This is a genomic window from Vibrio sp. WZ-1 (assembly GCF_052037695.1).
Lineage (GTDB): Bacteria > Pseudomonadota > Gammaproteobacteria > Enterobacterales > Vibrionaceae > Vibrio.
Genome location: NZ_JBQEQR010000036.1, coordinates 1 through 21,877, shown reverse-complemented (window position 1 = coordinate 21,877; position 21,877 = coordinate 1). Strand labels below are relative to the sequence as shown.

The following is a 21,877-nucleotide window of genomic DNA, read 5'->3' as shown; positions in this document are numbered from 1 at the left end:
CCACCGACACGAGGATTTTCAATCCTCTGCTCTACCGACTGAGCTATCGAGGCAAAAGAATGGTGCCGACTACCGGAATCGAACTGGTGACCTACTGATTACAAGTCAGTTGCTCTACCTACTGAGCTAAGTCGGCACACTGTATTCTTTGTGCTTTTGTTCGTGTAATAACACTTGGTTAAGACACCAACAAATCAAATTGTGGTGCCCGGAGGCGGAATCGAACCACCGACACGAGGATTTTCAATCCTCTGCTCTACCGACTGAGCTATCCGGGCAACGGAGCGCTATTAAACGGATTTTCCTGCTTTGCGTCAACCACTTTTTTTAAATAATTTCAAAAAAGTGGTTGTTCGAACGCTTTTTATTCAACTGTCGCGCTAAAGTTTATCCAGCGTTAAATTCCTTTTTGAAATTTGTAACTTTTTCTAGGTAACGACGTGCTTCTGCGTTTGGATGTTTTTTTGTTAATGCCCAATAAACTTGATTTGGCTGTAAAGAATTTAAATCTTTCATTGCGCGTTTGCGATCAGTTCGATGGAAAGTGTTTAAAACACCACCAGTTCCGCCGTTGTAAGCAGAAATCATGCTGTACTCCAACGAGGTTGGGTGCTGTACATCTTTCAAATAACGGTTTTTAAGGATGTAAAAGTAAGCCGTTCCGGTATCAATGTTGTTCTCTGGGTTAAATAAATATTCTGGGCTTGGCTGCCCAGAACGATTCTTCACCAGCTTGAATACGTCACGGCCAGCCGTTTTTGGAACAACCTGCATCAAGCCATACGCATTTGCCCAACTTACCGCGTACGGGTTAAAGCTACTTTCGGTTTTGATGATGGCGTAAATCAAATCTTCAGGGATGTCGTATTTCTTCGAGGCACGACGCACGATATCAGCATATTGGTAACTGCGCTGCGAGAAGTGATCTTCCACCATTGGGATTTCAACGTAATACGCTTTCTTAAAGTCGACATCCTTGGTTTTGACTTGATTTGCGATTAGGTAATCGGCAAAGCGATTTGCTCGCCATGACCACTGAATTGGCTTTTTGTCTTGGTCGACAACCTGTTTATAGAGAAAGGGCTGACCTTCCAATTTGATTTCTTTGGAAGAGAACAGGTCAACGTTAGCCGGATCATCTGGCGTTAAAAGCGTGGTGATAATGGCGTTCTTAAGGTGTTTTTGTGGCTCTGTTGGAGAAACCGTTTCTATGGTAATCACACCTTTTTGGAAGTCGACTTCAGCGCGGCTCAAGTAGTTATCAATGTATTTTACGTAATTGCTTTTACCTGCAAACTTCACTTCGCGTTGGCCCCAACGCTTTTTAATGTTGCCAGAGAAGCTGCTGATCAGTGCATCGAGTGCATCGGTGTCTTTTTCAAACTGTCCCGGCAGTTCTGCTAAGTTGTTGGCAAAACGGTTGGTTGGCTCGTAATTGACGTCGTAAATTTGCTCGACAAATTCGCGGCTACAACCTGCCATTAAGAGTGCGGTAGCAATAAAGGCAATTTTTTTCATAACTATTGAGATGGCTTTGTGGGCTCTAATATAAAAATGACACCACAAGGTTGGTTGTGATGTCATTGTTTTAAAACAAGTTTGCTTTATTCGCTTGGTGGCGTGTAGCCTTCGATGTGAACATCTTTACCTTCGAACAAGAAATTCACCATTTCAGTCTCAAGTTGTTTGCGATGTTCAGGATCCATCATGTTGAGCTTCTTCTCGTTGATCAACATAGTTTGTTTATGTTGCCACTGAGCCCAAGCTTCTTTCGAGATATTATCGAAAATGCGTTTACCTAGTTCACCTGGGTAAAGTTGAAAGTCTAGGCCTTCGCCTTCTTTCTTTAGTCGAGCACAAAAAACAGTGCGGCTCATAATGACTCCTTGCAATTAATTAACGAAGTTCGTGGGGTAGCGCTTCCAGTAGAAGTTTTACTGGTGCTGCCAAACCGACTTCTTCAGGTTTAGATAAGTTATACCAAAGACCTTTGTTGCCTTCCATCACCACAGTGGGTTGCTTTGACAGGTCAATCAAAATCGGTGTGATATCGAGATGGTAATGACTGAATGTGTGGCGGAACGTAATCAGTGTCTCTTGATGCTTAATATCGCCCGCTTGAATACCACGTTGTTCCAGTAGCAAATCAATATCGCTCTCAACATCGATATGTTCGGTTTGTGGGAAACAAAAGAGTCCGCCCCAAATTCCCGTCTGCGGTCTTTGTTCTAGCCACACTTCGTGCCCATTGCCATTTTTGTGATGCAGCATAACGAAACGTGTCTGCTTAACAGGCTTGTCTTTTTTCGGTTTTTTACCCGGGTAATCAAGCACGTTACCTTGTTTTTTTGCTACACAAAGTTCGTTGACCGGACACAAGGTGCACTTAGGCTTACTGCGGGTACACATCATGGCACCCATATCCATCATGGCTTGGTTATATTTGTCGACATCCGTTTGTGGAGTGTGCGTTTCTGCGATCTCCCACAATTGATTTTCGACTTTTTTTTGTCCCGGCCATCCATCAACAGCAAAGCAGCGTGAAAGGGTGCGCTTTACGTTGCCATCTAATATCGCATGTGGCTGTTTATAGACAGACGACAGTACTGCTGCTGCGGTAGAGCGGCCAATCCCCGGTAGGGCATTCATCTGCTCCAGGTCTAATGGGAACTCACCATTATATTTATGGGCGACCTCTTTCGCGGCTTTATGAAGGTTACGAGCACGAGCGTAATAACCTAAGCCGGTCCACAGGTGCAGCACTTCATCTTGCTCTGCATTGGCAAGATCGACCACGGTCGGGAAGCGCTCCAAAAAGCGTTGGTAATAAGGAATAACCGTAGTGACCTGAGTTTGCTGAAGCATGATTTCAGACAACCAGACACTATAAGCGGTCTTGTTTTGTTGCCACGGAAGATCTTTTCTTCCATATGCGTCATACCATTCTAAGATGGCACTGGCGAAAGGTGTCACGACTTGCTCTGTATTCTATTATTGGTTAGGAGTAAAATTGCACCACAGATTGTGGTGTAAGTACAACAGATAAACTGTGGGGATATTGTGTCTGATTTGATTGCTTTTGGGCTGCCATAGTCTGATAGCTCAACAAATACTTGCACCTAAGAGAATTCTTTGGATAATCCCCGCTTTGATTAATCAATGTGCAGGCAAAATCAATGAGTGAAGTAACCACTAACGAGTACAACGAAGACGGTAAGATGATCCGTAAAATCCGCAGTTTCGTGCGTCGCGAAGGTCGTCTAACTAAGGGCCAAGAAAATGCGATGAACGAATGCTGGCCAACAATGGGTATCGACTACAAAGCTGAACTTCTTGATTGGAAAGAAGTATTTGGCAATGACAACCCAGTTGTACTAGAGATCGGTTTTGGTATGGGTGCTTCATTGGTTGAAATGGCAAAGAACGCACCAGAGAAAAACTTCATTGGTATCGAAGTTCATAGTCCAGGCGTTGGTGCTTGTCTTGCAGATGCTCGCGAAGCAGGTATCACGAACCTACGTGTAATGTGTCACGATGCGGTAGAAGTATTCGAACACATGATCCCAAATGGCAGCCTAGCGACGCTACAACTGTTCTTCCCAGACCCATGGCACAAAAAGCGCCACCACAAGCGTCGTATCGTACAGCTTGAGTTCGCTGAAATGGTGCGTCAGAAGCTTATCCCTAATGAAGGTATCTTCCACATGGCGACAGACTGGGAAAACTACGCTGAGCACATGATTGAAATCATGAACCAAGCGCCTGGTTTCGAAAACATCGCTGAAGAAGGCGACTTCATTCCTCGTCCAGAAGAGCGTCCACTGACTAAATTTGAAGCTCGCGGTCACCGTCTAGGTCACGGTGTGTGGGATATCAAATTCAAGCGTACTGCTTAAGGAGCCAGTAGATGTACCACTACGCGATATTAGCGAATCCGGGCCATAACCGTATTTACTTTGATAGCGCTATGACGATTGCATGTTCTGAGCTGAAAGCTATTTTGGTGTCGGAAGGTGTTGAAGTTACTGAAATTGGCAACAAAGATGTGGGTCTTCCTGCGGCACTTGTATTCTCTTGCGAAACAGAACTGAGTGAAGCACAGGCAGGCAAGATTGCTGCGTCATCTATCTATTACGCGCTATTTGAAGTGCGTGAAGATGGCTTGCTACGTCCAATTCAGGCGCCTGCATTCAATACTTTCCCTGAGAGCATGAGTCAGATCCTGCGTTACACAGGTAAAACAAACGAACAGTTTACGCGTTTGATGGTGAACCTAGGCGTAAGTGCTGCCAACACAGGCAGTGCGCAATTGACGTTGATGGATCCTATGTGTGGTAAAGGTACAACATTGTTTGAAGGTTTGATCCACGGCTTGAATGTTGTGGGTGTTGAGATCAACCAGAAATGGGTTCAAGAGATCCAAACCTTCATCGTTAAGTTCATGAAGAACGGCCGCTTCAAGCACAAAGTGAGCAAAGAAAAGCGCACTGCTGGTGGTAAAAAAGTGGCAGACGGCTTCGTGGTTGAGGCTGCAGCAGACAAAGACGATTACAACAAAGGTAATCTTCAAACAATGAAGCTGTACTCAGCAGATACACGTATTGCTGACCAAGTTGTGAAGAAAAACTCGGTAGATGTGATGGTGTCTGACTTGCCTTATGGCGTGCAGCACGGCAGCAAAAATGCCAAAGACAGCAAGCTGAACCGCAGCCCACTTGAGCTTCTAAAAGAGGCTCTGCCTGCATGGAAAGTGGTGTTGAAGAAACAAGGTTCTGTGGTGCTATCTTTCAACGAATTCACTTTGAAGTGGAAAGACGTAGCGGCATTATTTGAAGAGCAAGGGTGGAAGGTGCTTTCAGAAGAACCTTACATCGGTTATCTTCACCGTGTTGACCAATCTATCAACCGCAACATCATTGTGGCAATAAAACCATAATCGACTTGAGTCGAATAAATTCCATGGAAAAGCCAACGTCCGCGTTGGCTTTTTTTACCTCTGGGCCCAGCCATTTGGGTTCTTGTGACAAGAAGGTAGAAGATGAAACCTACAGCGCAAATTTTGACAGACATTCTGGCGGAAGTTCGTCCTTTAATTGGTCAAGGCAAAGTCGCCGACTACATTCCCGCGTTGGCAAAAGTGCCCAATACTAAGCTAGGTATTGCGGTATACACCAATGAAGGTGAAGTGATTAAAGCGGGCGATGCAGAAGAGTCGTTTTCGATTCAGTCGATCTCAAAAGCGTTGAGCCTGACTCTGGCAATGTGCTTGTACAAGCAAGAGGAGATCTGGTGTCGTGTAGGTAAAGAGCCTTCTGGTCAGGCGTTTAACTCGATGATCCAGCTAGAGATGGAGCAGGGCATTCCACGTAACCCGTTCATTAACGCTGGTGCTATTGTGGTTGCTGATTTGCTGCAAAGCCGTCTCTCGGCGCCACGTCAGCGTCTATTGGAATTTGCTCGTCAGCTATCTGGTGATACTCATATCGTGTACGACAAAGTGGTTGCAGCGTCTGAAATGATGCATGGTGACCGCAATGCTGCGATCGCGTACTTGATGCGTTCATTTGGTAACTTCGAAAACGAGGTTATCCCCGTTCTGCAAAACTACTTCCATGCGTGTGCGTTGAAGATGAGCTGTGTCGATCTGGCGAAGACCTTTAGCTACTTAGCCAACAAAGGTACGTCGGTACAAACGGGTAAGCCAGTGGTATCACCAACGCAAACCAAGCAATTGAATGCGCTACTAGCAACCTGTGGCTTGTATGATGGTGCTGGTGAATTTGCTTACCGCGTTGGTATGCCGGGTAAGTCAGGTGTTGGCGGTGGTATTATTGCTGTTGTGCCGGGTGAAATGACGATAGCGGTCTGGTCTCCCGAGCTTGATGCGTCAGGTAACTCGCTTGCTGGTACTAAAGCACTTGAACTACTTGCAGAGCGTATCGGTCGTTCGATTTTTTAAAGAAAAGAGACATGAAGGCGAGAATGGTTTTCATCCTTCGGGAACGCTCCGCTTTAGAGAAATAAGTGTTGTTACGAATAAAAGAAAGGGTTGGCGTTTGAGCGTCAACCCTTTTTGTTTCTATCTAGGTAAATGTTGTCATACATCTCGCTTCTCGAAGGACGCAGTCCGTTCCCGAATCTCGATTCTGTTACCTATTCCTCTTCCGCCATAAAGGCTTCTAGCAAGTCATTCAAGAACAGTTTACCTTTCTCGGTAATTTGCCAGTGGGTCTCTGTTTCACTCAGGAAACCCATCTCAAGCGCCCAATCGATAGTTTCTTGAATCGAGCTCAACGGCAGACCTGTCGTATCGATGTAGTCTTGTTTCGGGCACGCTTCCATCAAGCGGAAACGGTTCATAAAGAATTCAAACGGACGATCTTCGTCGGCGACGAGCTGTTCACTATCCAGATACGGCTTCACCATGTTTTGGTATGCCATCAGATAGCCACGTGGGTGTTTGACCTTAGTGGTACGAACGATGCGACCATCAGCGAAACTCAGCTTGCCGTGTGAACCACAACCAATGCCTAGGTAATCACCAAAGCGCCAGTAGTTCAGGTTGTGCTGACACTGATAGCCCGGCTTGCTGTAACCAGAAATCTCGTATTGAACGTAGCCTGCCGCTGCGAGTTTCTCATGTCCCAGCTCGAAGATATCCCACAAGTCATCGTCATCTGGCAGTGTCGGTGGCTTGTAGTAGAACATGGTGTTTGGTTCGATCGTTAGCTGATACCAAGACAAGTGTGGCGGCGCTAACTCAATCGCTTTGTCCAAATCTGCTAAGGCTTGTTCGATGCTTTGATCTGGTAAGCCGTGCATGAGGTCGAGGTTAAAGCTGTTCAAACCGATTTGGTGCGCCAGCTTAGCAGCATTGACGGCTTCATCTTGACCGTGAATGCGCCCCAAACGCTCGAGCTTCTGCTGCTCAAAGCTTTGCACACCGATAGAGATGCGTGTTACGCCAGCCTTGCGGTAGCCAGCAAAACGCTCTGCCTCAATGGTGCCAGGGTTAGCTTCCATAGTGATTTCGATTTCAGGCTTGAACGGAATACGCGCTTCAATACCTTTAAGTAGACGTTCGATGCCTTCTGCCGAAATCAGACTAGGCGTACCACCGCCAATGAAGATCGAATGCAGTGGACGTGGCGCATCGTTGAGGCGGTATTTCTCAATGTCAGTATCCAAGTCTTCGAGAAGGGCATTGATGTACTCTTCTTCTGGAATCTCGGCTTTAAGCGCGTGAGAGTTAAAGTCGCAATACGGGCACTTTTGTACACACCATGGGATGTGTACATACAAGCTCAGTGCTGGGGGCGTTAACATGGTCTAATTCGCTCGTGATTACTGAGACACTTGCTCAGACAATTGAGCAAACAACGACTTGAGTGCTTTACCGCGATGAGACAGTTGCTTCTTACGTGCTGGTTCAAGTTCGGCTGACGCGCAGTTGTCTTCAGGAACAAAGAAAATTGGGTCGTAGCCAAAGCCATTTTCACCGTGTGCTTGAGTGAGAATGCGACCTTCCCACTTACCGTGACAAACGATAGGAGTTGGATCGTTCTCATGACGCATCAAAACCAATACGCAGTGGAAACGAGCGGTGCGTTCGGCTTCTGGTACGCCTTCCATTGCTTTAAGTAGCTTCTCTAGGTTCTCTTGGTCAGAGGCTTTTTCGCCTGCATAACGTGCAGAGTAAATGCCCGGCGCGCCTTTCAAGAAATCGACTTCTAAGCCTGAGTCGTCCGCAATCGCAGGAAGACCAGTTTCTTGTGCTGCATGGCGAGCTTTGATGATCGCATTTTCAATGAAAGTAGTGCCAGTTTCTGCTACTTCAGATACGTTGAATTCACTTTGCGCCAATACTTCAAAACCGAAGTCAGACAGCAGATCTGCCATCTCACGAACTTTGCCTTGGTTGCCTGTTGCTAGCACTATCTTTTTCATGGTCGTCTCTTTCTGTAGCGATAAAGGGAGAACGTAGTGTTCTCCCTGATTAAATTGGTTCTAGGGTCTGTTGACCTTTCGCGGTTAAATTTTGTTCGAGATAAAATCGTTTTAGGTGAGGCAAGGAGTGTGTCGCCTAGTCACTCTAAGCAAATACTCCTTAACAAAGCATAAAACGATTTTAGCCGAACCCTTTGGGCAGCGTTTGTTGGTCATTTCTACTGCGTTATCGACTTCTCATGTAGGCTAGCTACATAGCAAAGTCTCTGCCTTGTATAAATACCCAACAATTCGCTGCAAAAATCAGCTCGAAAGGTAAACAGACCCTAAGGCTATGATGATCGAAAAGCTTTTAGAACATCACAACCTAATTACTCTTCGACATAAAATTTCTGGGTGAATTTAAGCTTACCTGAGCCTTTGTTTCCAGCTTTAACGTCAATATCAAAGGTAAAAGTTTCTTCGTTAGTAATACCGAGCTCTGCTAGGTAGTAAATCGCATCACCTTCTTTCACTTCACGGAAGGTGAGCTTCTGCGTTTGACCGATAAGGTTCTTCGCCTGACCACTGATCTTAGCTTCAACAGCAGGTTTACCCAGAGAAGCACTATCGAGCACGCTGATGTTCAGTACTGCATTGTAGCCATTACGCTTGATGTCGTAGCTACGGGCGATCTTGGGGGTTAAAAAGGTCGAGTTAAACGCGATGTAGTGTACCTCGATATCTTTCATGGTTTTGAACTGACCTGCCATGCTTGGTAAAGACAATAGGCTGATCAGTAGGGCGGTAATCCATTTGCTCATTATCACTTCCTCGAATCGGGCGTTTAATTATTGGTACGAATTTCGTAAATAAAAAGCCATCAAATGATGGCTTTAATTTCTGTTGGTATTTGCACTGGGGATTCTATCCGAATTTGTTTATGACGTCCCAGTTCACCTTTTTCTATGTGAACCAAACCTTTAGCAACTTTAAATTGTTTAGCTAAAAACTTGGTTAAGTGCGCATTCGCTTTACCATCGACAGGCGGTGCGGTGATGGCGATTTTGAGCTCTTCACCATGCAAGCCGACGATCTTGTCGCGGCTTGCTTTTGGTTGGATGTAGAGTCTAAGCACAACATCCTCGCCATCATGCCAAACTGCTTCTGACATTATAGTTGATACCAGATAGGACCAATCATGTCGCCCATTAGGAAGTTAGCGAACTGCAGGCCGATGAACAGCACGAGTACGCTTAAGTCGAAGCCACCCATAGCAGGGATGATGCGACGGATTGGCGCTAGCATTGGTTCGGTTAGCTGGTGGAATACATACTCGATAGGGCTACGACCTTGACTAACCCAACTTAGGATTGCGCGAATCAGTAGTACCCAGAACAACAAGCCACCAGCGGCTTTAATCAGTGATAGCAAACCTAGGAATAGGAAATCAGCACTAAAAGAAACTGAACCACTTGAAGCGATCAGGATCAGGGCAACAAACTTAAGTACACACAGCACGTAAGCGAACAGTACCGTCGCTAGGTCGATGCTGCCGATGGATGGGATCACGCGGCGCAGCGGACCCACAACCGGTTGGGTTGCTTTGACGATGAATTGCGAGAATGGGTTGTAGAAATCTGCACGAGCAGCTTGCAACCATATACGCAAAATTACGACCATGATGTACAGGTCAAATAGGGTTGAGATGAGAAAACTCATTGAATTCATAAGGTACCCTTAAAAAGTAAGTGAGTGACACAGAGTGGGAGTCACTCAGTCATTAAAACAGTTTTTCCATTTCTTCAGCGCGAGCAACCGCTGCTTGCATTGCTTTCGCCACAATATCAGACAGTTGGTGCTCGTTGAATGTACGTAGCGCTTCTGCGGTTGTGCCACCTTTTGATGTCACGTTCTCGCGTAGTGTAGAAAGCTCAGTTTGTGGATTTTCTACTACCATGCTTGCTGCACCAAGTGCGGATTGTTGAACTAACGTGCGAGCAGTGTCTTTATCGAAGCCTTGAGCAATCGCTTCTGCTTGCATCGCTTCCATAAACAGGAAGAAGTAAGCTGGTGCACTGCCTGCCGCTGCAATTACGTTGTTGATGCCAGATTCTTGTTCAACCCAACATACCTTACCGCATACTTGCATTAGCTCTGCCGCGAAAGCTTTATCTTGTTCTTGCACATGTTCAGGTGCGTAAAGCCCACTCATGCCTAAACCAAGTTGTGATGGTGTGTTAGGCATCACGCGAACCAAGTTCAGTTTAGTTGCTAGCATGCCATCCAAACGTGTACAGCTGATGCCCGCTGCGATGGAGATAACCAGTTTGTCACTGAAGTCGATAGATTGCAGTGGTTTACACACGTCTTCCATCATTTGTGGCTTCACAGACAATACCACAACATCCGCTTCTGTCGCGGCTGCGATGTTATCGCTGGTGGTGCGGATACCAAAGTCTTGCTCAAGAGGTTGGCGACGCGTCTCCGATGGGGCGGTCGCAATGATGTTCTGTGCAGGGTAGCCATTTGCTACAAGACCAGAAACGATCGCACGCACCATGTTTCCTGCGCCGATAAAGGCAATCTTTTTATGTTCCATATGTCTGATTTCCAAATATAAATTCTTACAATTTGTTGTGCGCTCAGGTGTATAATTACACCACTTTGCTCTGACAGCCTAAAGAAAGGCGGTCAGACTCAAATTCACAGTGTCTAACAACGAGTCGCTTTTATTGCTGTTTGCTGTAGTCGCGCGCGCCAAAAATCGCCGTGCCGATTCGCACCATAGTGCTACCTGCTTCGATTGCCGCATCCATGTCTCCGCTCATTCCCATGGATAGCGTGTCGACATCTGGGTACTGCTGAGCTAGCTTTTGTTTTAGCTCTTCAAGTTGCTTAAATGCGCGAAGTTGTGATTCGTAATCTGGCACGTTGGCAGGAATCGACATCAACCCTCTTAACGTGAGGTTTGGCAGGCGAGAAATCAACTCAGCCAGTTCGAATATTTCTGCATCAGCCACACCAGATTTTGATTCTTCACCACTGGTGTTAACTTGAATCAGAACTTGCAGAGGTTTGAGCTCGCTTGGACGCTGGTCATTGAGGCGTTGAGCGATCTTGGCGCGATCAATGGTGTGAACCCAATCGAAATGTTCAGCCACAGGGCGTGATTTATTGGATTGAATAGGGCCAATAAAGTGCCATTCGATTCGATTATCAGGATAATGCTCGGCAAAGTGCTGAACTTTACTTGCGCCCTCTTGGACGTAGTTTTCACCAAATGCCGTTTGGCCAGCTTGGTAAGCTTCGAGAATTGCCTCGACAGGTTTAGTTTTGCTTACTGCTAGAAGTTGCACGGACTCTGGAGAACGACCGCATTTTTGTTCGTCGTGTCGAATTTGAGAGGTGATATGTTCAATGTTTTGTTGAATACTACTCATAGCTGTACTTTAGACTTAAGGATTTTAAATGGATATCACTGAGTTACTGGATTTTAGTGTAAAACATAATGCTTCGGATCTACATCTTTCTGCAGGTGTACCACCAATGGTTCGTATTGATGGTGATGTGAGAAAACTGGGCATTCCAGCGTTTACACACCAAGAAGTGCACCGTTTGGTTTTTGAAATCATGAACGATGCGCAACGCAGTGAGTTCGAAGAAAAACTCGAAGTCGATTTCTCATTTGAATTGCACAACGTTGGCCGTTTTCGTGTCAACGCCTTCAATCAATCTCGCGGTTGTGCTGCTGTATTCCGTACTATCCCAAGCAGCATTCCAACATTGGAAGAGCTAGAAGCTCCTGAGATTTTCAGAAAGATTGCCAATGCCGAAAAAGGCTTGGTACTGGTTACCGGCCCAACAGGTTCTGGTAAATCGACTACTTTGGCTGCCATTGTTGACTACATTAACCGTAATCACAATAAGCACGTCCTAACAATTGAAGATCCAATTGAATTTGTTCATACCAACAATAAGTGTCTGATCAACCAACGTGAAGTACACCGTGATACGCACAGCTTCCAAAACGCGCTACGTAGTGCGTTGCGTGAAGACCCGGATGTGATTCTAGTTGGTGAGATGCGCGACAAAGAAACCATCAGCCTAGCGCTTACCGCTGCGGAAACCGGTCACCTTGTTTTCGGTACACTACACACTAGCTCAGCTGCGAAAACCATCGACCGTATCATCGATGTATTCCCGGGCAGTGACAAAGACATGGTACGTTCGATGTTGTCAGAATCGCTACGCTCGGTTATCGCGCAAAAACTTCTAAAGCGTAATGGTGGTGGTCGTATCGCGTGTCATGAAATCATGATGGCAACGCCAGCAATCCGTAACCTGATTCGTGAAGACAAAGTCGCGCAGATGTATTCGATCATTCAGACAGGTGCGGCGCATGGTATGCAGACCATGGAGCAAAATGCTCGCCAATTAATGGCGCAAGGTATGGTTACTCGAGAAGAAGTGGATAAGAAAATCGAAATTGAAGCGCAGCAATTCTCGTAATAGACATCTAGACAAAATGAAGACGGATAATGGATCTAAATAAATTTCTCGAAGGCATGCTGGCGTTAAAAGCGTCGGATCTCTACATCACTGTTGGCGCTCCAATCTTGTTTCGTGTCGATGGCGAATTGCGCCCGCAAGGCGATAAGTTGACTGAAAATGACGTCGCCTTGTTACTCGACAGCGCAATGGACCCAGAGCGACGTCAGGAGTTTCGTAAAAGCCGTGAGTCGAACTTTGCCATTGTCCGTGATTGCGGTCGCTTCCGTGTTAGTGCCTTTTTTCAACGTGAATTGCCGGGAGCGGTGATTCGTCGTATCGAAACCAACATTCCAACGTTTGAGCAACTCAAGCTACCTTTGGTACTGCAAGATCTTGCCATTGCCAAGCGTGGGTTGGTGCTGGTGGTTGGTGCGACCGGTTCTGGTAAGTCGACCACCATGGCGGCGATGACGGGCTATCGTAACAATAACAAAACTGGTCATATTCTGACGGTAGAAGATCCAATTGAATTTGTGCATGAGCATAAGCGTTGCATCGTGACACAGCGTGAAGTGGGGTTAGATACTGACAGCTATGAAGTGGCACTGAAGAACTCACTACGCCAAGCGCCTGACATGATTTTGATTGGTGAGATCCGTAGCCGCGAAACGATGGAATATGCGATGACCTTTGCTGAGACTGGTCACTTGTGCATGGCGACACTACATGCCAACAACGCAAACCAAGCACTTGAGCGTATTTTGCACCTAGTGCCAAAAGATCAAAAAGATCAGTTCTTGTTTGATCTATCGATGAACTTAAAAGGCGTAGTCGGTCAGCAACTGATCCGTGATAAAAACGGTCAAGGACGTCACGGCGTTTTTGAGATCTTATTAAACAGCCCGCGCGTATCCGATCTGATCCGTCGAGGTGATCTACACGAATTAAAATCGACCATGGCTCGCTCTAACGAGTTCGGGATGCTGACTTTCGACCAATCGCTCTACAAGTTGGTGATGCAAGGTAAGATCAGCGAAGAAGATGCATTGCACAGTGCCGACTCTGCCAACGATTTACGTTTGATGCTGAAGACGCAACGTGGTGAAGCTTTCTCTACGGGCACGCTGGCGAACGTTAAGATCGATATGGATTAATCTATTCCAGAAACTAAAAAGGTTGGCAGAAGCCAACCTTTTTTGTGCTTTAAGCCTCTACTCACCCCAAAGGCTTTCAAACCAGCTCTCAAGAATCACCACCGCGGATTGACAGTCGATATTGCCTTTCGATAGCGCTTTGTAGCCCCCCATACTGAATAGCTCTGCGCGTGCCTCTGCGGTTGATAGGCGTTCATCATGCAATTCAACGGGTAAACCGTAGCGACCGTGCAGACGGTTGGCGAACTTCTTAGCTCGTGGCGTGATGGTCTCTAGGTCCTTACCGTGTAAGTCTGTTGGCAACCCCACCACCAATAGGTCTGGTTGCCACTCTTTAATTTGCTTTTCGATATCATCCCAGTTTGGAATGCCATCATTCGCTTTGAATGCTTTTAGCGGTGAAGCAGTGCCTGTGATTTCTTGCCCGATGGCGCTACCAATGCTCTTGGTGCCGAAATCGAAAGCCATAATGGTACGTGACATAAGGTGCTCTGAATCTAAATAGTGAAAATAGGTTGCGGTATATAAACGTTTAGGCGTGCCCGGCATCTGCTGAGAGCTGGCTCGGATCGATACCAAGCTTCTCGACAGCTTTTTTCCAGCGATCGATGATCGGTGTATCGAAAATGATCTCTGGTGTGGCTTCAATCGTCAGCCATGAGTTTTCTGCCAATTCGGTTTCTAACTGACCAGCACTCCAACCTGAGTATCCCAGTGCTACCAAATAGTCGCTGGGTTCGGCTTCTGTACCAAGTACTGACAAGATGTCTTTGGACGTGGTCACCGCCAGTTCGTCGGTCATTTGAATACTTGATTCGTAGTAGTCTTTTGGTTTGTGCAGAATAAAGCCGCGATCTTCAGAAACAGGACCGCCGTTGTAAACTGGTCTCTCCAAGCTTGCTTCAAACAGGCGAGGGTGCACAGGTTGCACTTCGACTTGATTGAGCATGCTGCCTACTGTGATATCGACAGGTGCGTTGATCATTAACCCCATAGCGCCTTCTTCGTTGTGTTCACAGACGTAGATAACGCTATTCTGGAAGTAGGGATCTTTCATTCCCGGCATGGCAACTAAGAAATGGTTTGTGAGGTTCATTCTCATCTTGACCTTATAAGGCTATTAAAAACACTTAAGCAAACACCATGTTTTCACCCGTGCGGGTATGTGCATGAGTTTGCTTAAGTTAATCCACAACGTTCTTATTTAACTGTAATACAGTTTGAGTTATTCGCCTTTCACTCGGCGCTCAATCGCGTCCATTAGCTTGCCAGTAATTGAAATATCAAAAGCGGCTTCGATTTCACGAATACAAGTTGGGCTAGTTACGTTGATTTCTGTTAGCTTGTCGCCAATCACGTCAAGACCTACAAAGATGAGACCTTTCTCTTTCAGTGTTGGAGCAACCGCTTGAGCGATCTTCATATCGGTTTCACTTAGTGGACGAGCTTCACCCGTGCCGCCAGCCGCTAGGTTACCGCGCGTTTCGCCTTTCGCAGGGATACGAGCAAGGCAGTAAGGCATTGGCTCACCATCAACCACTAGGATACGTTTGTCACCATTGCTGATGTCTGGCACGAAGGTTTGTGCCATCGCGTAGTTTTGGCCGTGGTTCGTTAGCGTCTCAATGATCACAGATACGTTTGGATCGTTCTCTTTCACGCGGAAGATAGATGCGCCGCCCATACCATCAAGTGGTTTTAGGATCACATCACCGTGCTCTTCACGAAAGGCTTTAATCTTTTCTGCTTTACGCGTCACGATTGTGGTTGGTGTTAGCTCAGGGAACCAAGCGGTGAACAGTTTTTCGTTACAGTCGCGTAGGCTCTGCGGTTTGTTAACAATTAGTGCGCCTTGCTCTTCAGCACGCTCCAAGATGTAAGTCGCGTAGATGTATTCAGTATCGAACGGAGGATCTTTACGCATCAGTACCGCATCAAGCTCAGACAGTTCAATAGTCTGCTCTGATTTGAATTCGTACCAGCCGTTTGGATCTTCTTTAAGCTCGACTACTTTAGTATCAGCGATCGCTTTACCTTGGTCTAGGTGCAGATCGTTCATTTCCATGTAATGGATTTCGTAGCCGCGGCGTTGCGCTTCAAGCATCATGGCAAAGCTAGAGTCTTTCTTGATGTTAATGGACGAAATTGGGTCCATTACAATACCGAGTTTGATCATTATTTTTCTCCGTTTAACCAAGATCGCCGAAACGAACTTGCAAAGCTGTAATTGCTGTCAGAGCCGCGGTTTCGGTGCGTAAAACGCGAGGGCCGAGTAGGGTCTCTTCAAAGTGGTATTCGCGAGTCATGTCGATTTCGTCAGAAGATAGACCGCCTTCAGGACCGATCAATAGGCGAACTTTCTCAACAGGTGTTGGCAGGGTGTTGATCGAGTATTTTGCACGTGGATGAAGGTTAAGTTTCAAACCATCGTACTCTTCTTGACACCACTCTTCTAAGCTCATGATAGGGCGAATTTCAGGTACTACATTGCGACCGCACTGTTCACAAGCACTAATCGCAATCTTCTGCCACTGAGCCAGTTTCTTCTCGAAACGTTTTTGGTCTAATTTCACGCCACAACGTTCAGAGATCAATGGTGTAATTGTATTTACGCCAAGCTCTACTGATTTTTGGATGGTGAATTCCATCTTATCGCCACGTGAAATAACCTGACCAAGGTGAAGGTCAAGTGGTGACTCAATGTCACTCTCTACGCGTTCAGAGATCTCAACCATCACATTCTTTTTGCTAACTTCGCTGATGATTGCTGGGAATTCTGCGCCACTGCCGTCAAACAGTAGGACTTCTTGGCCCTCCTTCATGCGAAGTACACGACCGATGTGGCCAGCTGCATCGTCGCTTAGAGCAATGATGCCAAGTTGTTGAATGGTTTCTGGATGATAAATTCGAGGGATACGCATAGTGTTTCGATTTCCTGCATACGCGAGTATTTAGACACTAACATGGATGCTTTCCACCGAAAAAACAAGGGGCAAGAGGCGTTTCCATTACAGTTAATGATAACGCCTCGAATCGCAGAGGTGTTCCACGGTAATTACAGGAAGAATTACAGGAAGAATTACAGTGCGCGACAAGCCTCTTTAACGAATGAGTTGTGGTTGCCTTGAATCTTAGCAATGCGTTCATCACGCTCACATTCCCACTTATCTGCAGGGTAAGTTTTGTTCCAAGCAGTCATCAATTGAGTTTGTTGCTTGGACAGTTTGAAGCCGTATTCTTTGCTCATGTACAAGTATGTACGTGCAATCGAACCACGCGCGCGATCGGGCGGCATAACTTTACGCTGCTTAAAGTTAACCTGCATTTCACAGCGACCGTAGCTGACGCCATCCATACCGTTCCACTGACTGAAGTTGTAGTTCGAACGGTCACCGTTTACCTCACCGATAGCCGGAGTCAGGTTGTGGAGATCGGCTTCCATTGATTTGAAGACTTTGTCGTTTCTTGTGCAGTTTTTACGTCCACCATTTTGCCAACACTGACGCTGGTGGCCGAATTGCCAAGCTGGGACAACGTGTTCCCATTCGATGCGCGATGCGCGCTTTTCTTGCTTACGAACTTGATATCCGCATGAAGCAAGATCGGGTACGCCTTTCTTACCTTGCCATTTGATGTCACAGCCGCAGTAAAAGCTGGTTGGGTGATCTTTGTAGATTTTTACCGCTTCACGCTTGGCTGCGGAGAAAGAGCTTGGAGGCGCAGCAATCGCTGCACTAGAAAGCGCAAGTAGGAATAAAGAGAACAGGTATTTCATGATTAAAGTCTTTATAAAGTATGACTTTATTCATTCTAACACGCATAAATAATCTGTAGTGATGAGTGTATTGACAATAACGGGTAAAAAGCAGCCGTTTGACAAAGACAGTCTCTGATTTAGGAAATTGAATATTGATATGAGGGGGAAGGTTAAGATACCTGAATGCCAGTAAAACTGAGTGGTTTTCGGCATTTCTGGCACGAATATACTGCCTCTTTACGCAAGACTTTGTTATGGCGTCGAATCGAGAGTGGATAAGTCATACAAGCACAGCGGTACTCAAAAGTTTTACCTTGCACAGAGGCAATATCGAAACTGTGAGTGGTTTTGGCTGGGACTTTGAACACTGCTTCCATTACGCCTTGCCACTCTTTTCCGTGCGGGCGAACTCGACCGTAAACTTGATAAGCAATGAGGTGCGCGACTTCGTGTGGGATCACTTCTTTAAGAAAGGCTTGTGGATTTTCTTTGAAGAGTTTTGGATTCAATCGAACCTCATTCAATTGCAAGTAGGCTTTGCCTGCGGCTTTACCACGCACATTGAAAGCCAGAGTAGGGATGATAAAAGAACGTTTGAAGGCTTGCTCTGCCATCGCGATGCAATCCGCCATCACTTGCTTGGCTTTGTAGCTCAGGTCTATATCCACAACTCACTCCGTTTACTCAATAAAAAAGCCCCCGCGCTTGCGAGGGCTGGATCATAGCATCAGTTTTCTAAGGCGTGTGTTTTTTCTTAATTGTCGCGTGATACGCATGCCACGTACCGTAGCCTAGGATTGGCATGGTGAAGAGCATACCAATACCGTATGTCGCAAAGCCAATTAAGATACCGCCACAAATAATGGCTGCCCATACGATCATCGCAGGAATGTTGGATTTTACGGCGTTAAAGCTGGTAAACACTGCGGTCATCATATCGACGCGACGCTCCATCATGAGTGGAATTGAGAAAGCAGAAATGCTGAACACCACACAAGCCAAGACAAAGCCCACGAGGGAACCAATAACCAAGAAAGGCAAGAACTCAGTCAGTGGAGCACCTTGTACTGAGGGGTACAGAGCATGAAGTAGGGCGGCGATTCGCATCCAAAAAATCATACACACCGCGAGCATAACGGCGAATGCCCATTGGGAGGTTGAGTTGCGCCCAATGGCTTTCATAGAGTGAAGCAGGCTAGCTTTGTGCCCTCGCTCTCTCTCCCAACTAGCGTCGTATAGACCGAGTGCAAGGAAAGGGCCGATTAGCATATACACAATTAGACTCGGCATCACCACTAAGTGTGTTCCTTGCCATTGAACCAGAAGTACGATACCAATTGCAGCACCCATAAAACAGATGCCGTAAAAGGCACTGATGATTGGCATGCGGACGAAGTCATGCAGACCTAGCGCGAGCCAATGGAATGGAGCAGAAAGATTAACGGTATTGCACGGTATGGTTCTGGCGTATTCATTATCTGGAACTTCCTTTCGCTTATTTTGGAAGTCAGATGGATTTACGGTACGAGGCATAACTCCTCCTTGATTTATTCCCACGGTGGCACCTAGGCCATAAAAGATGGTCGGCTGACGTTTTTCATGGCCCTTTAAGGCACGTGAACCCGCATCTTATCTCTATACGTTATATGCATCGTAAAGTGCATTTAACATTATTTTAACTATTGGCGGAGATGGGGCAATTTACAAATAATTGCTGAACTTTTGTTCAGTTAAGGAGTGGAAATAAAAATGGGCAGGCAGAAACAAAAAGCCCCCGCCAGAGGCGAGGGCTTTATCGATTCTTGTGTGGCTCGATTACTTGATGCCAGCGAAATCGCGTAGAAGTTCAGCTTTATCAGTCGCTTCCCATGGAAACTCTTCGCGGCCGAAGTGACCGTAAGCTGCTGTCTTCTTGTAGATTGGTTGAAGAAGGTTAAGCATTTCTTGTAGACCGTATGGACGTAGGTCGAAGAATTGACGAACCGCTTCAATGATGATGTCGTGAGATACTTTTTCAGTACCGAACGTTTCAACCATGATAGACGTTGGATCAGCAACACCGATTGCGTAAGAAAGTTGGATTTCACAACGGTCTGCCATGCCAGCTGCTACGATGTTTTTCGCTACGTAACGTGCTGCGTAAGCTGCTGAGCGGTCTACTTTCGATGGATCTTTACCAGAGAATGCACCACCACCGTGACGAGCTGCGCCGCCGTAAGTATCTACGATGATTTTACGACCAGTTAGACCACAGTCACCCATTGGACCACCGATAACGAAACGACCGGTTGGGTTAATGAAGAAGTTTGTGTCTTTGCTGATCCACTCTGAAGGTAGTACTGGTTTGATGATCTCTTCCATTACTGCTTCACGTAGGTCTGGGGTAGAGATTGAATCACAGTGTTGAGTTGATAGAACAACTGCGTCGATACCAACGATCTTACCTTGGTCGTACTGGAACGTTACCTGAGACTTCGCGTCTGGACGCAACCAAGGAAGTGTACCGTTTTTACGTACTTCTGCTTGCTTTTGAACAAGACGGTGAGAGTAAGTAATTGGAGCTGGCATTAGGATTTCAGTTTCGTTGGTTGCGTAACCGAACATGATGCCTTGGTCGCCCGCGCCTTGCTCTTTAGGATCTGCTTTATCAACACCTTGGTTGATGTCTGGAGACTGTTTACCGATGGTGTTTAGAACTGCACACGAGTTTGCATCGAAGCCCATGTCAGAGTGAACGTAGCCGATTTCACGTACTGTTTCACGAGTCAATTCTTCAATATCAACCCATGCAGAAGTGGTAACTTCACCACCAACCATTACCATGCCGGTTTTTACGTAAGTTTCACAAGCAACGCGTGCTTTTGGGTCTTGCTCAAGGATTGCATCAAGAACTGCGTCAGAGATTTGGTCTGCGATTTTATCTGGATGGCCTTCTGATACTGACTCAGAAGTGAACAGGTGCTTAGCCATGATAGCTCCAATCTTTAGGTTTACTCATGGCCAACTAACGCAAGCTTGCCACGAAAATACAATACAGTTTGTAGGTGTTTCTACATCTAGACGTCTATTTTAAATTTTCGAGTTCGAATTACAAGCTCTTTTTCTGTTTGAATTGGTCTAGCTTATGACCCAATCGTTTGCTTGTGATGAGATGAATTTCTAATAAACAGCTTACTAACAGCAAAAAGATTGAGTTAAAACCGCAAAAATGGTGAGTAAAACGTTTGCAGTCAGATTTTTGCTTTGAGAGAATATTGCCTGCACTTTTATATTCACTTCTCTAGATAGAAGTGCCCACATTCCTTTATTAATTCGCTTAATGCACTCAGGAGCAGACATGTCTTCTCGTAAACATCTGGCAAATGCAATCCGCGCTCTTAGCATGGATGGTGTTCAACAAGCTAACTCTGGCCACCCAGGCGCACCTATGGGTATGGCTGATATCGCTGAAGTTCTTTGGCGTTCTCACCTAAACCACAACCCAGCTAACCCAGAGTGGGCTGATCGCGACCGTTTCGTACTGTCAAACGGTCACGGCTCTATGCTGATTTATTCTCTACTGCACCTGAGTGGTTACGAGTTGTCTATCGACGACCTTAAAAACTTCCGCCAACTGCACTCTAAGACTCCAGGTCACCCAGAGTACGGCTATGCACCAGGTATCGAAACAACAACGGGTCCTTTAGGTCAAGGCATCACTAACGCTGTTGGTATGGCAATGGCTGAGAAAGCGCTAGCAGCTCAGTTCAACAAAGAAGGCCACGACATCGTAGACCACTTCACTTACGTGTTCATGGGCGACGGCTGTCTAATGGAAGGCATTTCGCACGAGGCGTGTTCTCTTGCTGGTACACTAGGTCTAGGCAAACTGATTGCATTCTGGGATGACAACGGCATCTCTATCGATGGTCACGTTGAAGGTTGGTTCTCTGACGATACACCTAAGCGTTTTGAATCTTATGGTTGGCACGTAATTCCAGCAGTAGACGGTCACGATTCTGAAGCGATCAACGCAGCAATCATCGCTGCGAAAGCAGACCCACGTCCTACGCTGATTTGTACTAAAACCATTATCGGTTTTGGTTCTCCAAACAAATCTGGTTCTCACGACTGTCACGGTGCGCCACTAGGTGCGGAAGAAATCGCTGCAGCGCGTGAATTCCTAGGTTGGGAGCACCCAGCATTTGAAATTCCAGCAGACGTATACGCTGAGTGGGATGCTAAAGCGGCAGGTTCTGAGAAAGAAGCGGCTTGGAATGCGAAGTTCGAAGCGTACGCAGCAGCTTACCCAACAGAAGCAGCTGAGCTTAAGCGTCGTCTAAACGGCGAGCTTCCAGCTGAGTGGGAAGAGAAAGCAAGCCAAATCATTGCAGATCTTCAAGCTAACCCTGCTAACATCGCATCTCGTAAAGCATCTCAAAACGCACTAGAAGCGTTTGGTCAAATGCTTCCAGAATTCATGGGCGGCTCTGCTGACCTAGCGCCTTCTAACCTAACTATGTGGTCTGGTTCTAAGTCTCTAGAAGCGAACGACTTCTCTGGTAAC

Annotated in this window: 24 protein-coding genes and 2 tRNA genes; 6 read left to right on the top strand and 20 right to left on the bottom strand. The window is 46.3% G+C overall.

Annotated elements, in window-relative coordinates:
- Positions 1-60 precede the first annotated feature (60 nt).
- The 5 genes from ACTS60_RS01250 to mutY form a co-directional block, all read right to left on the bottom strand.
- Positions 61-136, bottom strand: a tRNA-Thr gene (locus ACTS60_RS01250).
- Positions 137-202: 66 nt separating this feature from the next.
- Positions 203-278: transfer RNA gene (locus ACTS60_RS01245), tRNA-Phe, on the bottom strand.
- Positions 279-387: 109 nt separating this feature from the next.
- Positions 388-1,518, bottom strand: coding sequence for a membrane-bound lytic murein transglycosylase MltC (gene mltC / locus ACTS60_RS01240; protein WP_038886310.1), 1,131 nt, complete (start codon positions 1,516-1,518; stop codon positions 388-390).
- An 86-nt stretch (positions 1,519-1,604) separates the two neighbouring features.
- Positions 1,605-1,877: an oxidative damage protection protein gene (locus tag ACTS60_RS01235; RefSeq protein WP_005425792.1), complete on the bottom strand. Its 273-nt coding sequence runs from the start codon at positions 1,875-1,877 to the stop codon at positions 1,605-1,607.
- 19 nt (positions 1,878-1,896) lie between these two features.
- Positions 1,897-2,973 carry an A/G-specific adenine glycosylase gene (gene mutY, locus ACTS60_RS01230; RefSeq protein ID WP_440886824.1) on the bottom strand — a complete coding sequence of 359 codons (1,077 nt, stop codon included), beginning with the start codon at positions 2,971-2,973 and terminating at the stop codon, positions 1,897-1,899.
- A 203-nt stretch (positions 2,974-3,176) separates the two neighbouring features.
- Between mutY and trmB the strand changes: the two genes are divergently transcribed.
- From trmB to glsB, 3 genes are all read left to right on the top strand, one after another.
- Positions 3,177-3,896, top strand: coding sequence for a tRNA (guanosine(46)-N7)-methyltransferase TrmB (gene trmB, locus ACTS60_RS01225; protein WP_440886823.1), 720 nt, complete (start codon positions 3,177-3,179; stop codon positions 3,894-3,896).
- Positions 3,897-3,907: 11 nt separating this feature from the next.
- Positions 3,908-4,936, top strand: a complete 1,029-nt coding sequence (locus ACTS60_RS01220; RefSeq protein WP_440886822.1) for a TRM11 family SAM-dependent methyltransferase — start codon at positions 3,908-3,910, stop codon at positions 4,934-4,936.
- A gap of 102 nt (positions 4,937-5,038) precedes the next feature.
- A complete protein-coding gene (gene glsB, locus ACTS60_RS01215; protein ID WP_005425799.1) occupies positions 5,039-5,959 on the top strand; it encodes a glutaminase B in 921 nt (306 codons plus the stop codon).
- A gap of 194 nt (positions 5,960-6,153) precedes the next feature.
- Here the strand turns inward: glsB and hemW are convergent, their stop codons facing one another.
- The 7 genes from hemW to ACTS60_RS01180 form a co-directional block, all read right to left on the bottom strand.
- Positions 6,154-7,326, bottom strand: coding sequence for a radical SAM family heme chaperone HemW (gene hemW / locus ACTS60_RS01210; protein WP_440886821.1), 1,173 nt, complete (start codon positions 7,324-7,326; stop codon positions 6,154-6,156).
- Between the two features lie 18 nt (positions 7,327-7,344).
- Positions 7,345-7,947 (bottom strand): XTP/dITP diphosphatase, encoded by a 603-nt coding sequence (locus tag ACTS60_RS01205; RefSeq protein WP_138955808.1) that lies wholly within the window; start codon positions 7,945-7,947, stop codon positions 7,345-7,347.
- Positions 7,948-8,318: 371 nt separating this feature from the next.
- Complete coding sequence (locus ACTS60_RS01200) at positions 8,319-8,750, bottom strand: DUF4426 domain-containing protein (RefSeq protein WP_005425804.1); 432 nt, start codon at positions 8,748-8,750, stop codon at positions 8,319-8,321.
- A 59-nt stretch (positions 8,751-8,809) separates the two neighbouring features.
- Positions 8,810-9,100 carry a DUF167 family protein YggU gene (yggU, locus tag ACTS60_RS01195; RefSeq protein ID WP_005425805.1) on the bottom strand — a complete coding sequence of 97 codons (291 nt, stop codon included), beginning with the start codon at positions 9,098-9,100 and terminating at the stop codon, positions 8,810-8,812.
- Positions 9,100-9,657 carry a YggT family protein gene (locus ACTS60_RS01190; RefSeq protein WP_440886820.1) on the bottom strand — a complete coding sequence of 186 codons (558 nt, stop codon included), beginning with the start codon at positions 9,655-9,657 and terminating at the stop codon, positions 9,100-9,102. The genes yggU and ACTS60_RS01190 overlap by 1 nt, the downstream gene beginning before the upstream one ends.
- 52 nt (positions 9,658-9,709) lie before the next feature.
- The gene (gene proC / locus ACTS60_RS01185; RefSeq protein ID WP_440886819.1) at positions 9,710-10,528 is read right to left on the bottom strand and encodes a pyrroline-5-carboxylate reductase; all 819 of its coding nucleotides are present in this window, start codon (positions 10,526-10,528) and stop codon (positions 9,710-9,712) included.
- A gap of 130 nt (positions 10,529-10,658) precedes the next feature.
- Positions 10,659-11,369: a YggS family pyridoxal phosphate-dependent enzyme gene (locus ACTS60_RS01180; RefSeq protein ID WP_440886818.1), complete on the bottom strand. Its 711-nt coding sequence runs from the start codon at positions 11,367-11,369 to the stop codon at positions 10,659-10,661.
- A 28-nt stretch (positions 11,370-11,397) separates the two neighbouring features.
- Between ACTS60_RS01180 and ACTS60_RS01175 the strand changes: the two genes are divergently transcribed.
- Together ACTS60_RS01175 and ACTS60_RS01170 are read left to right on the top strand one after the other, a co-directional pair.
- On the top strand, positions 11,398-12,438 hold the full coding sequence (locus tag ACTS60_RS01175; RefSeq protein ID WP_010450347.1) for a type IV pilus twitching motility protein PilT: 1,041 nt from the start codon (positions 11,398-11,400) through the stop codon (positions 12,436-12,438).
- 29 nt (positions 12,439-12,467) lie between these two features.
- A complete protein-coding gene (locus ACTS60_RS01170; RefSeq protein WP_010450346.1) occupies positions 12,468-13,574 on the top strand; it encodes a PilT/PilU family type 4a pilus ATPase in 1,107 nt (368 codons plus the stop codon).
- Positions 13,575-13,631: 57 nt separating this feature from the next.
- On the opposite strand, the gene ruvX is transcribed toward ACTS60_RS01170, so the two are convergent.
- The 8 genes from ruvX to metK form a co-directional block, all read right to left on the bottom strand.
- On the bottom strand, positions 13,632-14,057 hold the full coding sequence (gene ruvX / locus ACTS60_RS01165) for a Holliday junction resolvase RuvX (protein WP_440886817.1): 426 nt from the start codon (positions 14,055-14,057) through the stop codon (positions 13,632-13,634).
- A gap of 49 nt (positions 14,058-14,106) precedes the next feature.
- Positions 14,107-14,670, bottom strand: a complete 564-nt coding sequence (locus ACTS60_RS01160) for a YqgE/AlgH family protein (RefSeq protein ID WP_440886816.1) — start codon at positions 14,668-14,670, stop codon at positions 14,107-14,109.
- Between the two features lie 129 nt (positions 14,671-14,799).
- Positions 14,800-15,750: a glutathione synthase gene (gene gshB / locus ACTS60_RS01155; protein WP_005425823.1), complete on the bottom strand. Its 951-nt coding sequence runs from the start codon at positions 15,748-15,750 to the stop codon at positions 14,800-14,802.
- Positions 15,751-15,763: 13 nt separating this feature from the next.
- Positions 15,764-16,495, bottom strand: a complete 732-nt coding sequence (rsmE, locus tag ACTS60_RS01150; protein ID WP_440886815.1) for a 16S rRNA (uracil(1498)-N(3))-methyltransferase — start codon at positions 16,493-16,495, stop codon at positions 15,764-15,766.
- A gap of 158 nt (positions 16,496-16,653) precedes the next feature.
- A complete protein-coding gene (gene endA, locus ACTS60_RS01145) occupies positions 16,654-17,349 on the bottom strand; it encodes a deoxyribonuclease I (protein ID WP_440886814.1) in 696 nt (231 codons plus the stop codon).
- A 152-nt stretch (positions 17,350-17,501) separates the two neighbouring features.
- A complete protein-coding gene (locus ACTS60_RS01140; RefSeq protein WP_440886813.1) occupies positions 17,502-17,999 on the bottom strand; it encodes a SprT family zinc-dependent metalloprotease in 498 nt (165 codons plus the stop codon).
- 67 nt (positions 18,000-18,066) lie between these two features.
- Positions 18,067-18,864 carry a DUF2189 domain-containing protein gene (locus tag ACTS60_RS01135; protein ID WP_440886812.1) on the bottom strand — a complete coding sequence of 266 codons (798 nt, stop codon included), beginning with the start codon at positions 18,862-18,864 and terminating at the stop codon, positions 18,067-18,069.
- Between the two features lie 282 nt (positions 18,865-19,146).
- The gene (gene metK, locus ACTS60_RS01130) at positions 19,147-20,301 is read right to left on the bottom strand and encodes a methionine adenosyltransferase (RefSeq protein ID WP_440886811.1); all 1,155 of its coding nucleotides are present in this window, start codon (positions 20,299-20,301) and stop codon (positions 19,147-19,149) included.
- 367 nt (positions 20,302-20,668) lie between these two features.
- Between metK and ACTS60_RS01125 the strand changes: the two genes are divergently transcribed.
- Positions 20,669-21,877 (top strand): transketolase family protein (locus ACTS60_RS01125; protein WP_440886810.1); only part of this gene is annotated, 1,209 nt, incomplete at its 3' end.